Origin of the sequence: Aurantibrevibacter litoralis, assembly GCF_034651555.1 — a bacterium.
Taxonomy (GTDB): domain Bacteria; phylum Bacteroidota; class Bacteroidia; order Flavobacteriales; family Flavobacteriaceae; genus Aurantibrevibacter; species Aurantibrevibacter litoralis.
The window spans coordinates 26,813-41,656 of sequence record NZ_JAYEEQ010000009.1 but is presented as its reverse complement, the minus strand read 5'-3'; the positions used below and the strand labels follow the sequence as shown (position 1 = coordinate 41,656).

Annotated in this window: 12 protein-coding genes; 5 read left to right on the top strand and 7 right to left on the bottom strand. The window is 39.3% G+C overall.

The genetic code is table 11. From position 1 onward, the window contains the following. The gene (locus tag U1E44_RS09265; RefSeq protein WP_322930794.1) at nucleotides 1-2,493 is read left to right on the top strand and encodes a TonB-dependent receptor; all 2,493 of its coding nucleotides are present in this window, start codon (nucleotides 1-3) and stop codon (nucleotides 2,491-2,493) included. A gap of 52 nt (nucleotides 2,494-2,545) precedes the next feature. Here U1E44_RS09265 and U1E44_RS09260 read toward each other — a convergent pair whose 3' ends face one another. Beyond that, nucleotides 2,546-2,719 carry a hypothetical protein gene (locus U1E44_RS09260; RefSeq protein WP_322930793.1) on the bottom strand — a complete coding sequence of 58 codons (174 nt, stop codon included), beginning with the start codon at nucleotides 2,717-2,719 and terminating at the stop codon, nucleotides 2,546-2,548. A 122-nt stretch (nucleotides 2,720-2,841) separates the two neighbouring features. Between U1E44_RS09260 and fumC the strand changes: the two genes are divergently transcribed. Next, nucleotides 2,842-4,239, top strand: a complete 1,398-nt coding sequence (fumC, locus tag U1E44_RS09255; protein WP_322930792.1) for a class II fumarate hydratase — start codon at nucleotides 2,842-2,844, stop codon at nucleotides 4,237-4,239. A gap of 68 nt (nucleotides 4,240-4,307) precedes the next feature. Here the strand turns inward: fumC and U1E44_RS09250 are convergent, their stop codons facing one another. Further along, nucleotides 4,308-5,195: a hypothetical protein gene (locus tag U1E44_RS09250; RefSeq protein ID WP_322930791.1), complete on the bottom strand. Its 888-nt coding sequence runs from the start codon at nucleotides 5,193-5,195 to the stop codon at nucleotides 4,308-4,310. Between the two features lie 153 nt (nucleotides 5,196-5,348). Here U1E44_RS09250 and U1E44_RS09245 point away from each other — a divergent pair, with 153 nt between their 5' ends. Together U1E44_RS09245 and U1E44_RS09240 are read left to right on the top strand one after the other, a co-directional pair. Next, the gene (locus U1E44_RS09245) at nucleotides 5,349-5,846 is read left to right on the top strand and encodes a GNAT family N-acetyltransferase (protein WP_322930790.1); all 498 of its coding nucleotides are present in this window, start codon (nucleotides 5,349-5,351) and stop codon (nucleotides 5,844-5,846) included. Between the two features lie 43 nt (nucleotides 5,847-5,889). Next, complete coding sequence (locus tag U1E44_RS09240; protein WP_322930789.1) at nucleotides 5,890-6,708, top strand: MBL fold metallo-hydrolase; 819 nt, start codon at nucleotides 5,890-5,892, stop codon at nucleotides 6,706-6,708. 188 nt (nucleotides 6,709-6,896) lie between these two features. Here U1E44_RS09240 and ettA read toward each other — a convergent pair whose 3' ends face one another. The 3 genes from ettA to U1E44_RS09225 all read right to left on the bottom strand — a co-directional run bounded on the left by ettA (nucleotide 6,897) and on the right by U1E44_RS09225 (nucleotide 9,859). Continuing rightward, nucleotides 6,897-8,588 (bottom strand): energy-dependent translational throttle protein EttA, encoded by a 1,692-nt coding sequence (gene ettA / locus U1E44_RS09235; protein WP_322930788.1) that lies wholly within the window; start codon nucleotides 8,586-8,588, stop codon nucleotides 6,897-6,899. A 37-nt stretch (nucleotides 8,589-8,625) separates the two neighbouring features. Next, nucleotides 8,626-8,808 (bottom strand): CAL67264 family membrane protein, encoded by a 183-nt coding sequence (locus U1E44_RS09230; protein WP_323673870.1) that lies wholly within the window; start codon nucleotides 8,806-8,808, stop codon nucleotides 8,626-8,628. A gap of 67 nt (nucleotides 8,809-8,875) precedes the next feature. After that, complete coding sequence (locus tag U1E44_RS09225) at nucleotides 8,876-9,859, bottom strand: Gfo/Idh/MocA family protein (protein ID WP_322930787.1); 984 nt, start codon at nucleotides 9,857-9,859, stop codon at nucleotides 8,876-8,878. A 73-nt stretch (nucleotides 9,860-9,932) separates the two neighbouring features. Here U1E44_RS09225 and U1E44_RS09220 point away from each other — a divergent pair, with 73 nt between their 5' ends. Further along, entirely contained in the window at nucleotides 9,933-11,561 is a 1,629-nt protein-coding gene (locus U1E44_RS09220) for an acyl-CoA carboxylase subunit beta (RefSeq protein ID WP_322930786.1), read from the top strand. Between the two features lie 7 nt (nucleotides 11,562-11,568). Here U1E44_RS09220 and U1E44_RS09215 read toward each other — a convergent pair whose 3' ends face one another. Together U1E44_RS09215 and U1E44_RS09210 are read right to left on the bottom strand one after the other, a co-directional pair. Continuing rightward, the gene (locus tag U1E44_RS09215; RefSeq protein ID WP_322930785.1) at nucleotides 11,569-13,317 is read right to left on the bottom strand and encodes a carboxypeptidase-like regulatory domain-containing protein; all 1,749 of its coding nucleotides are present in this window, start codon (nucleotides 13,315-13,317) and stop codon (nucleotides 11,569-11,571) included. Between the two features lie 120 nt (nucleotides 13,318-13,437). Continuing rightward, nucleotides 13,438-14,787, bottom strand: coding sequence for a M24 family metallopeptidase (locus tag U1E44_RS09210; protein ID WP_322930784.1), 1,350 nt, complete (start codon nucleotides 14,785-14,787; stop codon nucleotides 13,438-13,440). Nucleotides 14,788-14,844: the final 57 nt, after the last annotated feature.

The following is a 14,844-nucleotide window of genomic DNA, read 5'->3' as shown; positions in this document are numbered from 1 at the left end:
ATGAAAAAACTGATCCTGTTAACCCTATTTACTATCCCATTTATATTAACTGCACAACGACCTGGAGGTCAGGGATTCGGAGGACAAGGCCCTAAATTAATCACGTTAACAGGAACAGTTTTAGATCAAGAATACGGTGTACCCCTAGAGTATGCCACCTTAGTACTTCAAAGTGTTCGAGATCCAGAAAGAATAACAGGAGGTATTACCGATGCCGATGGAAAATTTAGTGTAGAGACCATGGCGGGAGTGTATAATATTCGTGTTGAATATATATCCTACAACTCATATACCTTGGACAATCAAACCTTAAATGAATCCAAAGATTTAGGAACCATTCGCCTTTCACCCAATGTAGAACAGTTAGAAGCTGTTGAGGTTGTTGGAGAAAAAACGACCGTAGAAGTACGATTGGATAAAAAAATATACAATATTGGTAAGGATCTTACCACCAGTGGTGCCACTATTAGCGATGCCTTAAGCAATGTACCATCGGTTACTGTTGATGTGGAAGGTGTTATCAGTTTAAGAGGTAACGATAACGTGCGTATCTTGATTAACGGAAGACCTTCTGCTCTTGCCGGATTTGGTTCTACGGATGCGCTACGGCAGTTACCCGCAGATGCCATAGAAAAGGTAGAAGTTATTACCAGTCCTTCGGCCCGTTACGATGCAGAAGGCACCGCCGGAATTTTAAATATAATTCTTAAAAAGGAAAAGACGCTAGGCTTCAACGGTACCGTAAACACAAGCATAGGGTATCCGGAGGCCGCTCAAATTACGAGCAACCTTAATTTGCGTACCGATAAATTTAATATTTTTACTACGTTTAGTTATTCTTATCGAGAACCGCCCGGGAACGGTCTTTTCGACAACACATTTACCGTAGGAGATTTTTCGCGCATTATTGAAGACAGGGATATTGAAAGAAAAACCAATTCCTTTAATATAAATCTTGGGATGGAGTATTTCATTACCGAAAAATCATCTATTACAGGAAGTTTTTTTACCCGATTGTCTGATGATGAAGATCTTACCTCTAACGACAGCCGACGTTTTGTTGGCACTACATTAGACAGTAGAACGTTACGAACAGAATTAGAGACAGAAGACGACAAGACCTACCAAGTTGCTTTAAACTACATTAATAATTTTGACGACAATGGTCACAAATTAAATGCAGACTTTCAATACTCAAAAGGCGATGAGGAAGAATTTCAGATCATCGAGGAGAACAACGTGTTTCCCAACACACAACTCTTAGCTTTAGAAAATGTACTTCAAACAGAGATCGAAAATGAGTACCTCATTCAAGCAGATTATGTGTTGCCTTTGGGCGATGCCCAGTTTGAAGCGGGATTTCGGAGTACCTTAGAAGAAACCATCACAGGGTTTAAATTAGATACCCTTAACCAAAATTCAGGAATTTTTGAGACGAACAGAAATCTTACCAATACTTTTACGTATGACGAAAACGTACATGCAGTATATACCCAATACGGTAATAAATATGGTAAATTCTCCTTCCTCTTTGGGTTGCGTTTAGAAAATACCGAACAGAAAGGAAAAGTGGACTCGGAATTTGATGAAGAAGCACTTCAAGAAATACTAGGCCCCGATATCGATGTAAATTTTGATAAAAACTTTTTAGGTCTTTTTCCTACCGTAAACCTCATCTATGAATTGGCAGAAAATGAAAATATAACACTAGGTTACAACCGAAGAATTAACCGGCCAAGAGGCTTTTTCATTAACCCATTTCCATCTAGATCTAGTAGAACCAATATTTTTCAAGGGAATCCGGATTTAGATCCTGCCTTTGCCAATGCGTATGACATAGGTTATCTAAAACGATGGAAGGAACTTACCCTAACGGCTTCCATCTACTATCAAAAGGAAACCAATTCTTTTGAGAGGGTTCAGGAAGAAACCGGTCAGCTCACTTCCGATGGCATCCAAATTATACGCTCTATCCCCATCAACTTATCTACCAACGAACGCTACGGCGGTGAAGCAGGTATTTTGTACAATCCTACAAAATGGTTGCGATTAAACGGGAGCTTTAACTTTTTTGTGTTTGAAAAAGAGGGATTTTTTAATGGTGTTGATTTTGGCGCCTCAAACACCAGTTGGTTTTCGCGGTTTAGCTCTAAGGTAAGCTTGCCCGCTAAAATAGAGTGGCAAACCAACGCTTTTTACAGAGGTCCTTCTGAAAATGCACAAACAAGAAACGAAGGCATTTTCTCTTTAGATTTCGCCTTTAGTAAAGATGTGATGAAAGACAAGGGTACCATCTCCTTTAATGTAAGCGATGTATTTAACTCCAGAAAAAGAAGATCCTTTACAGAAACAGCTTTCTTTACTTCGGAAAGTGAGTTTCAATGGAGAGAAAGACAATTTACCTTGTCATTTTTATACCGATTTAACCAACCTAAAGAACGTGGCAGACAACAAAGACCAAACGGAAATGACGATGGGGATGGGGAATTTTAAAAATTGAGGAACGTATGTTATAACTAAAAAAGAAGCCATTTGGCTTCTTTTTTTATATTTCTCGCTTAGCTCTTTTTGCTTCGCGTTTCTCTTTCCAAATTTCAAGCAAATTACCTCCTAACCAGTAGGGTACTACAAATAGCAATAAAAAAATCATTAACCAAAACCCTATAGTAAGAATGGTCAAAAAAGCTAAAAAACCTAAATATTGGTCAAAATCAAACATAATAGACATTGTTTATTACAACAAAGATACTTTGAAATAGGTAAATACAACAAATCAAAATTAAAAAAAATGGAAATATTTCTGCAATGCCTTACTTTTGTTTGAATCAAAAAAAGGTAATTATGAGTTTTAGAATTGAAAAAGACACCATGGGCGAAGTACAGGTACCGGCAGATAAATATTGGGGTGCCCAAACTGAACGATCTAGAAACAACTTTAAAATTGGACCTTCAGCATCCATGCCCCTAGATATTGTTTATGGTTTTGCATATTTAAAAAAAGCAGCCGCTTATACCAATTGCGAATTAGGAGTGCTTTCCGATGAAAAAAGGAATCTTATAGCTCAGGTCTGCGATGAAATATTAGCAGGAAAACTAGACGAGCAATTTCCCTTGGTTATTTGGCAAACAGGTTCTGGCACACAAAGCAATATGAATGTCAACGAAGTAATTGCCAATAGAGCTCAGGTGGTGGTCGGAAGAAAAATAGGCGAAGGTGAAAAGGCACTTCAACCCAATGACGACGTTAACAAATCGCAATCCTCTAATGATACTTTCCCAACGGCCATGCACATTGCAGCGTATAAGAAGATTATGGAAGTAACCATCCCAGGAATAACTGCCTTACGAAATACCTTGCATAAAAAATCTGAAGAGTTTTCTAAGGTAGTAAAGATTGGACGCACCCATCTTATGGATGCCACACCCCTAACGCTCGGACAAGAATTCTCCGGATATGTATCTCAATTAGATCATGGCCTAAAAGCATTAACGAATACGTTGACTCATTTAAGTGAGCTCGCTTTGGGTGGTACGGCAGTGGGCACTGGTTTGAACGCTCCTAAGGGGTATGATGTATTGGTAGCCCACCATATTGCGCAATTTACGGGTCTGCCCTTTATAACCGCCCACAACAAATTTGAAGCCTTAGCAGCACATGATGCTATTGTTAGTAGTCATGGGGCTCTTAAACAACTGGCGGTTTCACTTAATAAAATTGCCAACGACATTCGGATGTTGGCCTCAGGCCCTCGATCGGGTATAGGTGAAATCATCATTCCTGCAAATGAACCGGGGAGTTCTATAATGCCCGGAAAGGTAAATCCTACCCAATGCGAAGCACTTACCATGGTTTGTGCTCAGGTTATTGGCAATGATGTTGCCATTAGTGTTGGGGGTACTCAAGGGCATTACGAACTTAATGTATTTAAGCCCATGATGGCGGCCAATATACTGCAATCGGCTCAGCTTTTAGGTGATGCTGCACAAAGTTTTGATCTGCATTGTGCACAAGGAATAGCGCCCAACCACAGTGTTATAACCCAATTGCTTAATAATTCCTTAATGCTTGTTACCGCACTAAATACCAAAATCGGGTATTATAAAGCAGCAGAAATAGCAAATACTGCCCATAAAAACGGTACGACTTTAAAAGAAGAGGCTATTAACCTAGGCTATGTTACCGCAGAAGAATATGATGCTTGGGTGCGCCCAGAAGAAATGGTGGGTTCTTTAAAATAAAAATTCATCTTATAAAAAAAGGGTCGATCTGTAAAGATCGCCCCCTTTTTGTTGATGTATAGTGTTTATTACTTTAAAGTGAATTTGGAAGTTCCCAATAATTTTAATTTGTCATCATAGACATTTACCATATAATTTCCTTTTTTGAAATCACCGGCAGGTTTATTAATATAATCACAAACATCCAACGCTTTATTTTCATAGTAGAAGTTGGTACCCTTACTATAGGTTACAGAGGCTCCTTCTTCAGACGTTTTGGACTGACCTTCGCCTACCACGTTTCCTTGCGGATCTAAAATTTCTAAGAAAAATTCTCTGTCACCCGCTTGAGCAATCACGTTATCGGCTACCGTAAAACACACCTTGAATTTGTCGGTATTCCCAGCTCTAGAGGTGGATACCAATTTACCACTGTTGCGCTCTTTTACGGCATCAACACTGAATTTAGACAGGTTAAGGGCAGACCCTTTTTCTACCACGCTTGCCAACTGCGTGTTTTGTACTACCAAGGAATCATTAAAAACAGTTTGTTTTTCCAATTCCACAAAAGTACTGTCGCGCTGCATGGCGATCAAGGCATTAGATTTTGTTAACTCATCAATCTTAGTGAGCAACTCTTCTCTTTCCTTTTTCAACACATTTACTTGATTTCTGTAACGATACAAGGCAGAAATATCGGCCTTCATTGTATTTACAGAATCGATGTACTGTGCAATGCGATCTCTGGCACTCACCAATTCTTCGTTAGTGGCATTGCTTTCCAAAATGGCTTTGTCGTACTCGGACTTTAAACTATTTAAGTCTTCAACAACAAGGGCTTTTTGTTGGGTAAGGGCTTCTGTCGTCTTCTTTTTGTCTTGATAAAGGCTTACGGTGTAGATAATCGTTCCTAATAATACTACACCGAGTAAGCCGGCAATCACTTTCAATCCGTTGTTACTCTTTGTTTCAGTCATAATATAAAAATTAAATCTTTTTTTAAATAATTTGTTTTCACTGATATATGTACGTTTTACATTCACTTTTAGATTTTTTTAGGACAAAAAATAAATGTGGGGTTCCATCTTAGCGAGTTATTGTACTTTTAGAAGTACCAAAATTAAGCTGCAATGCAGAATACAATTGTACACATCATCCCCTTTGAATCTCATTTGTCTGTACACTTTAAGCATCTAAATGTGCAATGGCTTCAACGTTATTTTGAAGTTGAACCTAAAGACGAATTGCTATTGGACCATTGCGAAGAAAACATTATTGCCCAAGGCGGGTATATATTTTTTGCACAATGGGATGCTAAAATTGTCGGTTGCTTTTCTTTTTTAAAAATAGATCAATTTGTGTTTGAATTGGGAAAAATGGCTGTGGATCCCAACTACCAGGGTTTAAAAATAGGCCAGTCGCTGCTGCAATTTGCTATTGCCTTTGCTAAAGCGAAGGGCTGGAAAAAAATAATACTTTATTCTAACACCAAATTGGTAAACGCGCTTTACATATATACAAAATTTGGTTTTACAGAAGTAGCATTAGAAAAAGATATACCTTATCTTAGAAGCAATATTAAAATGGAGTACAATCTCATGGATACTCATACTTGGACGAGAAAATAATATAAGGTTTGAGTATCATAATGCTATATACACGTAAAATACTATGTTTAACCGTAATTTAATTGCTGTGAAAGAAGTAATGTATTCGCTTTTCATTGTCTTAACATTGATGGCCTGTAAGGAAAATAAGAAAGACACCGCAGATGTAGGTACTCCAAGCAATGAGGTATCTGCGCCTGATCCGGAAGTGGCCGATATAAAAATTATCCCTATTGCTCACGCCACGGCTATTGTAGAATGGGAGAACCTAACGATTTATATAGATCCTACCGGAGGCGAAACGGCTTTTGAGGGACAACGCATACCGGATCTTATTCTAATTACCGATATTCATGGCGATCATTTTAATTTAGAAACCTTAGAGGCTTTGAATACCCAAAAGGCTAAAATTATTGTACCTCCTGCTGTGGCCGAAAAAATGCCCGATACGTTTGTTCCGCAAATTGATGTTTTGCAGAATGGCGAAACCAAAGAACGATACGGGATTACCGTAGAAGCTATTCCTATGTACAATCTTAGAGAAGATGCATTGCAATTCCACACCAAAGGACGAGGTAATGGATATGTCCTTACTATTGGCGGTCAGCGTATTTATTTTTCTGGCGATACCGAAGATATACCGGAAATGAGAGCGTTAAAAAATATAGATAAAGCTTTTGTATGTATGAATTTGCCGTATACCATGACCGTACAGAACGCTGCGGATGCCGTCTTAGAATTTAAGCCCAAACAAATATACCCCTATCATTACAGAGGCAATCCGGATGTTAGCAATGTAGCTGAATTTAAGACTTTAGTCAATGCCGGCAACGCAGCTATCGAAGTGGTGCAGTTGGACTGGTACCCCGGGGAATCGTATTAATGAAACGTTTTTTTGATTTTGTTTCTTAAACGATGCGCGGGATTAAAATCCATGAAAAACCATAGTGATAGGCAGTACTTTTCAAAAAAAGTACTATTTTTTCAACTTTTTGTCCAGAAAAAGCGTTTTTGAAATGCAGTTAAACCACAGCTATTGCAAAGACCATGACATAGGTTTGCCCTGCTACTCTAACGCACCAATTTTTTATATCGAATGCGTTTGGGTGTTTGGTCGCCACCCAGCCTTTTTTGCTTGTTTTCTTCGTAATCAGAAAAAGAACCCTCAAAGAAATACACTTGAGAATCGCCTTCAAAGGCAAGGATATGAGTACATATCCTATCTAAAAACCAACGGTCATGGGAAATAATGACGGCACAACCTGCAAAGTTTTCTAGTCCCTCTTCCAATGCCCGCAATGTATTTACGTCGAGGTCATTTGTAGGTTCATCTAAAAGCAAAACGTTTCCTTCTTCTTTTAAGGTCATCGCTAAATGCAAGCGATTACGCTCACCGCCAGAAAGCATATCTACCCTTTTATTTTGCTCACTTCCCGAAAAATTAAATCTACTTAGATAGGCTCTTGAATTCACTTGTTTTCCACCCATTAGAATAAGTTCATGACCCTCACTAAAATTTTCCCAAATGGTTTTCTCGGGTACAATATTAGAATGACTCTGATCTACATAGGCTATTTTTGCAGTATCACCCACCAAAAATTCGCCCTTATCGGGTTTTTGCTCGCCCATAATCATTTTAAATATGGTCGTTTTTCCGGCACCATTGGGGCCAATAATCCCAACGATACCTGCCTGAGGCAATTTAAAATTAAGATCTTCATAAAGCAATTTGTCTCCAAAGGCTTTACTAACGCCTTTAGCTTCAATAACATTGGTACCTAAACGAGGTCCATTGGGAATATAAATTTCCAATTTTTCATCCAACTGTTTTTGATCTTGACTCAATAATTTGTCATAGTTATTTAAACGCGCCTTTTGCTTGGTTTGTCTTCCTTTTGCGCCTTGGCGCACCCATTCCAATTCCCGTTCCAGTGTTTTTTGTCGCTTGGAAGCTGTTTTGCTCTCTTGCGCCAGACGCTTCGATTTTTGATCTAGCCAACCAGAGTAATTGCCTTTCCACGGAATACCTTCACCCCTATCCAATTCTAGAATCCATCCCGCCACATTATCCAAAAAGTAGCGATCGTGCGTCACCGCAATGACGGTTCCTTTATAATTCGCCAAATGGTGTTCTAACCAATGTACCGACTCCGCATCCAAATGATTCGTAGGTTCATCTAACAATAAAATATCAGGTTCTTGTAAGAGCAAGCGGCAGAGGGCTACCCTCCGGCGTTCGCCGCCCGATAAAACTCCTATTTTCTGATCGGGTTCCGGAGTTCTCAGGGCGTCCATTGCAATTTCTAATTTTGTATCGAGTTCCCACGCATTGGAGGCATCAATCTGATCCTGTAGCACCGCCTGCCTATCCATCAATTTCTGCATTTTATCGGCATCCTCGTAAATTTCAGGCAAACCGAACATATCATTTATTTTGTTGTATTCGTCTAAAACGGCTACCGTATCGGCTACACCTTCTTTTACGATATCCAATACCGTTTTTGCATCATCCAGTTTCGGCTCTTGTTCCAAATAGCCTACTTTATACCCCGGTGAAAACACAACATCGCCCTGATAATTTTTATCAACGCCTGCAATGATTTTTAGAAGTGTTGATTTTCCTGAGCCATTGAGCCCAAGGATGCCTATTTTTGCCCCGTAAAAGAAACTTAAATAAATATTTTTTAAAACAGGTACGTTTGCTGTTTTGTAGGTTTTGGTGACTCCAGACATGGAGAAAATCACTTTTTTATCGTCAGACATGTTCCTTAAAATAGTTTTATACTAGTGAAAAAAATAGCTACACCCTGCCCTTTAACGCATTAAAAACCCATGCAATTGCAAAAAAACCAATTCCCACGGCAGCAAATCCCCAACCTGCAACCTCATTGTAACGAAATGCACCTAGGGCAATTAGACCAAGACCTACAATAATCATGATAAAAGTGGCCCAAGCGAGCACCGTGTTTTTGTTCATACCCATATTCTTTTGTTTAAAAGCGATAAAATTTACAAAAAATTAACGCAAAGTAAGACTCGATTGACTCGGCTTATTTTTCGAATGTAAATTTAATGTTATTTTGATTTCTAACCGAATCTAAAATGGTGATTAAATCGATACTGTTCTGATGGCTCCATAGATCGCTTTGTATTTTTCCATTGCGAAGACAGTAATGTACTTCTTCAATTTCATGTGCATAGCCTTTCCCTGTTACGGGCAAAAGAATATCTTCCACAACATCATCCATTGCCAAGCTATACCCCGGTGCTTCATGCCATCTTGGGTGTAAATAAGCGGTACCTTTACTTCCGGCAATCTCGGCGCGCATCTCCGAGGTGGCATTTAAACCACTATATAGCAATGCTTGGCACGTTTCATATTCAAAAATCATAGCGGTCTGCATTTCAACTCCTGTTTTATAAAAATTAGCGGCAGATAAAATCTTTTTAGGCATCCCTAACATAAGATAGGCTAGAAAAGCAGGGTAGATACCAATGTCTAATAATGACCCGCCTGCCAAATTCGGATTTAGTAGTCGCCCGTCTTCACTTCGATCCAGCGCGTAAAATGCGAAATCGGCACGAAGATGACCAATAACACCTATTTTTCCATTCTCGACAAGTTCTTTTACTTTTTGAATAGAAGGATTGAATCTGCTCCATAAGGCTTCCATTAAGAAAACACCATTCTTAACAGATGAAGCCACCATGCGTTCCACTTGGGTACGCGTAACTCCCATAGGTTTCTCGCATAGCACATGCTTGCCATGCTCCATAGCGGCAATACTAAGTGCCTCATGCGAATTATGTGGGGTAGCAATATAAACCACATCTACCTCTTTACTTTTAAAAAGTGCCTCATAGCTGCCATAGGCTTTATCTGCTCCATATTCCTGTGCAAATGCCGTTGCTCTTTCCATACTTCGCGAGGCCACTGCTACGAGTCTGCCTTCTGGCACGAAAGCCAAATCTTTGGCAAAAGACTGCGCAATTTTACCCGGACCCACAATGCCCCAGCGTATCGTTTCTTTCATAATCATTTTGATGTTTACCCAAATGTAATCAATTTTACTGCTTATCTTTAGCACAGAAACGAAACATAAAGCTATGAGCCTAAAGTTTAACAAAAATGAGGAGTACAATAAATTGTTGTTGTCCGAGCTCAATAATAGAGGTACCAAAATTAGTTTAGGCGGCGGTAAAGATCGTATAGAAAAACAGCACACCCTTGGGAAAATGACCGCTCGGGAGCGAATTGCGTATGTTTTGGACGATGAAAAGGATGTTGTAGAAATTGGCGCTTTTGCCGGAGAAGGTATGTATTTAGCACATGGCGGGTGTCCATCTGGCGGCGTAGTCGTAAAATTAGGTTATGTATCTGGGAAACTATGTGTTGTGGTGGCCAATGACGCTACGGTGAAAGCCGGTGCCTGGTTTCCGATTACGGCCAAAAAAAACCTAAGAGCCCAAGAGATTGCTATTGAAAACCGATTGCCTATTATTTATTTGGTGGATAGTGCCGGAGTGTACCTACCCTTACAGGATGAGATTTTTCCGGATAAGGAACACTTTGGACGGATTTTTAGAAATAATGCCATTATGAGTGCCATGGGCATTACCCAAATTGCAGCAGTTATGGGTAGTTGTGTGGCCGGAGGCGCCTATTTACCCATTATGAGCGACGAGGCTTTGATTGTTGATAAGACCGGAAGTATTTTCTTAGCCGGCAGTTATTTGGTGAAAGCGGCTATTGGAGAAAGCATTGACAACGAAACCTTAGGTGGGGCAACTACGCATAGTGAAATAAGTGGGGTTATTGATTATAAGTCTAAGGATGATAAGGAAGCCTTAGATACCATTAAAAAGATCATGGATAAAATAGGTGATTTTGAAAAGGCAGGTTTTAACAGAAGGCCGTCGAAATTGCCTGAGGGAAAAATGAAGGAACTCTATGGTTTAGTGCCGAAATCCCGATCAGAACCCTATGACATGTTGGAAATTATAAAACGAATTGTTGATGAGTCGCAGTTTGAACAATACAAAGAAGGCTATGGAAAAACAATATTAACCGGTTATGCGCGCATAGATGGCTGGGCCGTTGGTATTGTTGCCAATCAAAGAAAAGTAGTAAAAACGCAAAAAGGGGAGATGCAATTTGGCGGTGTAATCTATTCGGACTCTGCAGATAAGGCGACCCGATTTATAGCCAATTGTAATCAGAAGAAAATTCCGCTGGTCTTTTTGCAAGATGTTACCGGATTTATGGTGGGTAGTAAAAGCGAGCATGGAGGTATCATTAAAGATGGCGCTAAGATGGTAAATGCAGTAAGTAATTCAGTAGTGCCCAAATTCACGGTTGTTATTGGAAACAGTTATGGTGCAGGAAATTATGCCATGTGTGGCAAAGCCTTTGATCCTAGATTCATTGTAGCTTGGCCTAGCGCGGAACTTGCGGTAATGAGTGGTAATTCTGCAGCAAAAGTTTTGCTTCAAATAGAAAAGGCATCCTTGGTTAAAAAAGGAGAAAAAATTACTCAGGAAAAGGAAGATGCACTTTTTAACGAAATAAAAGAGCGATATGATCATCAAATATCGCCTTATTACGCAGCTGCCCGTTTATGGACAGATGCGATCATAGACCCCTTAGACACTCGAAAATGGATTTCCATGGGTATTGAAGCGGCCAACCACGCACCGATTGAAAAGCAATTTAATATGGGGGTTTTGCAGGTTTAGAGACAAATTAATTTGATGTTACAAGGGAAACATTGTTAAAGGTGAACAACTTTTGGTTCACTTCTTTGAGACTTAATTTAAAAACCTTGATAACCTTGCTTTGTTTTGGAGTTCCATAATTGTTATAAATAGACACTTTAAGGTACGTTGGCGTAAGGCTTTTATTGCCGTGATAAACAGTATTCACTTGCCAATGACCATTTAGAGAATCATCTATGATGTACTCTTCCGTTGCGAATCCCACTAATTTTTCATTTTTAATGCGATCTGGTATTTCAGAAAGGCGATGTGGCCAAACAAAATAGCGCTTTTGAGGGTTTACAAATTGAAGTGTAAATTCGGCCTCGCTATCATTCCATTCAAATACGAGCCGGGTACCCATGGCATCATCTATTACTTCTAAATTTTTCATACCTTGATCGGAAATGAGATCTTTTCCATGTACATACAAAAGATTATTTTGCTCCCTTTTCATTAATGGCTCAAAATTTTCTTCCTCAGTCCTCATCATCCCCTCTGCTACCAAATAGTCATATCTTGAAAAGATAGCCAGTGCTTTTTGGTACTTTTTTAATTCCCTATAACTTGTGGCTAAATCCAGATAGGATTGGGCATAATGCGGTCTTAATTTTAGAACTTCCTTATAAATCTCGTTGGCGGCGGCCCAATTAGATCCTTCTTGATAAATATATGCCAGCGCTTTTAACGCAACCGGATTATCGTTAAACAGATTCCAATGTTCTTGAACAATAGAGTCTGCAAATGAATTTTCGAACCATATATTGTGGAAGTAGTGTATCGCATCAAGTAAAAAATAAGCAGAACTTTCGTATGTATTCAGATATTTTTTATACATACTTTGTGCCTCGTTTACCGTAGTGGCTGTCGCCATTTCTTTTACATATTCGGCTTCGTTTTTTAGTACTTCGGACGCACTTAAGGCCTGTCCCTCAAAAAGATTGTTACGAACAAGTGCGTAATCGAAAGGCTCATTTGTTTCAGGATCAATTCGATTATTACCCAATTTAGTGTTTATCACTATGACACCTCCAGCGGCAATGGTACCATAACGCGCCGCCGAAATTAAACCGGGTAAAAGCGCAATACGCTCTATGGTAGCTACATCTAAATACGTCGGGGCATCACCTACCAAAGCACCATCAACCTCAAAAACCAGTGGGGTATTATTATTAATACTCCCCGCTCTACCCATAAAAATCTGTGGACGAGTTGGATCCGAAGGTGATCTAACTACGCGAAGGCCGGGTAATTTAAATTGTATAGCTTGTATGAAATCTACAGCGCCAATGGTAAGGTCTGAACCGTCTATGACATGCATAGCGAAACTAGCCGTTTCCTTGTCCAGTATTCCAAAGCTTGTTTTTATTAAATTTGGATTTGTATGGTATTCTCGAACCAAATCTTTCTGGCTCTTTCTTTTGCTTTTAACCACCACTACCTCATCCAATTCATCAAACTTGGGTACCATTTTTATATTTAGAATTCGTGTAACATCTTCTACGACAATTTCAACTGTTTCCATTCCTAAATGTTTAAAAACTAGAATATCTCTGGGGGAAGCATTGATACTGTAGCTGCCATTTTCATCGGTAAGTACTATTTCGTCCGAGTTTTGTACAGCGATATGAACATTCCTTAAAGGTATATTTTCATTGGTAACCACTCCCGTAATTCGCTGTTGCGACAGACCTACAAAAGCGATACACAGTACACAATAAGTTAGATAGTATTTCATGTCTTAGATTGCTATTTTAAAACGTAACTTCTAGGTAGTTTTTGAAACAAATCCAAGTTTAAATATAAGTTTTAAATAGTTATCTTATAAAAAATGTATTATTTTTCTTAGCTGATGCTACTAATTTCCTTGATGCTCTGTAACTCTTGGTATCAATAATAATTCGGTTTGCCTACCGTTGACGTACCTAAAACCCTTTTCTCCAAAGTAACCGGCTTCTTCTAACATAATCCGAATATCGCGTTGCCATTCGGGTATTGTTACAGTGGTATTTAGCTCTATAGCGTACACGGTATTGGGATTGAGGGGATAATTTTCTCCATCATCCTTCATAACGCCATCTTGCGCATCCCACATCCCGATGGTAGTTCCTGCCGAATGCCCGTAAGAGCCTAAAGGATGCGTATAAATAGCGGGGCGTAGTCCGGCACGCTTTGCGTGATCCAAAGCAGTAGCCAGAATTTCATTTCCTGTTTTACCCTTTTTCATATTTGTAGTTAAAAAATCCTGAACCTTGTTTCCGTTATGTAATGCGTTTACTAAAAAGGTTGGTGCAGCTTTTTCTTCAGGTTTTAGAACATAGGCCAGTTCTTGGCAATCTGTATTTAGTCGAAGATAGGTAATTCCAAAATCGCAATGCAGCAAATCTCCCGGAACAATAACCGTATCATCCGGGCGACCTGAAAAGGAATAGAGATGACTCACCAATGCTTCATTGCTGCGTTGAACATCTACGGTGGGATGAAACCAGGTTTCTAATCCTAAATCGGTTACTTTTTGACGCATCCACCATTCTACATCTGTCGTAGTAGTAATGCCGGGTGTAATTACTTTTTCGGAAAATGCTTCGGAAATAATATCGTGTGTAATCGTTACCAACTGGCTATATATAGCCATTTCTCGTTCTGTGCGTGTTTCAATCCAACGTACCGCCAACGGTTCGGCAGAAACCACCTTTGCGTGCCATTTTTTAGGTAAGTACGCCATAAATTCCTCAAAATCGGTTTTAGCTAACCCGTCCGCAATATTATGATCTTTTGAAAAATTGAGTCCAATATTCGTTGGATTGCGCTCCTCTATTAATTGCATTAACCGTTTCCATTGGTCGGGTTCTTTTTCTTTGTTCCAAGCCGATTTTATGCTTTTTCCTACATCATACCTTGCCACGGCCAATTTTTCAATCGTATTCTTTTTCTTATCTCTATAAAAAAGCAGGATGGTTCTTCTTCTGGCATTTAACCATGTGGCCGGTAACATGGTTTTTAGTACCGGGTCTTCATTATATTCTCTAGAAATAACTACCCACATGTCTATATCAGAGGTATCCATTAATTTTGGAAGAAGAAGGTTAAAGCGTTCTTCCAAAATTTCATCTATTATTTGCGCTCGTTCCCTTTCCGGCAAGATCTGTTGCCCCCAGCAAAGGCTTGTTATACAAGTTAAAAGAAGTGTTTTAAGTGCCGTTTTCATTAGTTTTTTGTTTTTTTAGTTGTATGCTAAAGAATTCCCGGAGTATGCCCCGGGGTT

Bases quoted from the DNA above. Each gene is read 5' to 3' on its own strand.
- U1E44_RS09225 (WP_322930787.1), bottom strand. From the start codon at position 9,859: ATGAAAGAAACGATACGCTGGGGCATTGTGGGTCCGGGTAAAATTGCG.
- U1E44_RS09245 (WP_322930790.1), top strand. From the start codon at position 5,349: ATGCAGAATACAATTGTACACATCATCCCCTTTGAATCTCATTTGTCT.
- U1E44_RS09260 (WP_322930793.1), bottom strand. From the start codon at position 2,719: ATGTTTGATTTTGACCAATATTTAGGTTTTTTAGCTTTTTTGACCATT.
- U1E44_RS09210 (WP_322930784.1), bottom strand. From the start codon at position 14,787: ATGAAAACGGCACTTAAAACACTTCTTTTAACTTGTATAACAAGCCTT.
- U1E44_RS09215 (WP_322930785.1), bottom strand. From the start codon at position 13,317: ATGAAATACTATCTAACTTATTGTGTACTGTGTATCGCTTTTGTAGGT.
- U1E44_RS09230 (WP_323673870.1), bottom strand. From the start codon at position 8,808: ATGGGTATGAACAAAAACACGGTGCTCGCTTGGGCCACTTTTATCATG.
- U1E44_RS09265 (WP_322930794.1), top strand. From the start codon at position 1: ATGAAAAAACTGATCCTGTTAACCCTATTTACTATCCCATTTATATTA.
- U1E44_RS09220 (WP_322930786.1), top strand. From the start codon at position 9,933: ATGAGCCTAAAGTTTAACAAAAATGAGGAGTACAATAAATTGTTGTTG.
- U1E44_RS09240 (WP_322930789.1), top strand. From the start codon at position 5,890: ATGTTTAACCGTAATTTAATTGCTGTGAAAGAAGTAATGTATTCGCTT.
- ettA (WP_322930788.1), bottom strand. From the start codon at position 8,588: ATGTCTGACGATAAAAAAGTGATTTTCTCCATGTCTGGAGTCACCAAA.
- fumC (WP_322930792.1), top strand. From the start codon at position 2,842: ATGAGTTTTAGAATTGAAAAAGACACCATGGGCGAAGTACAGGTACCG.
- U1E44_RS09250 (WP_322930791.1), bottom strand. From the start codon at position 5,195: ATGACTGAAACAAAGAGTAACAACGGATTGAAAGTGATTGCCGGCTTA.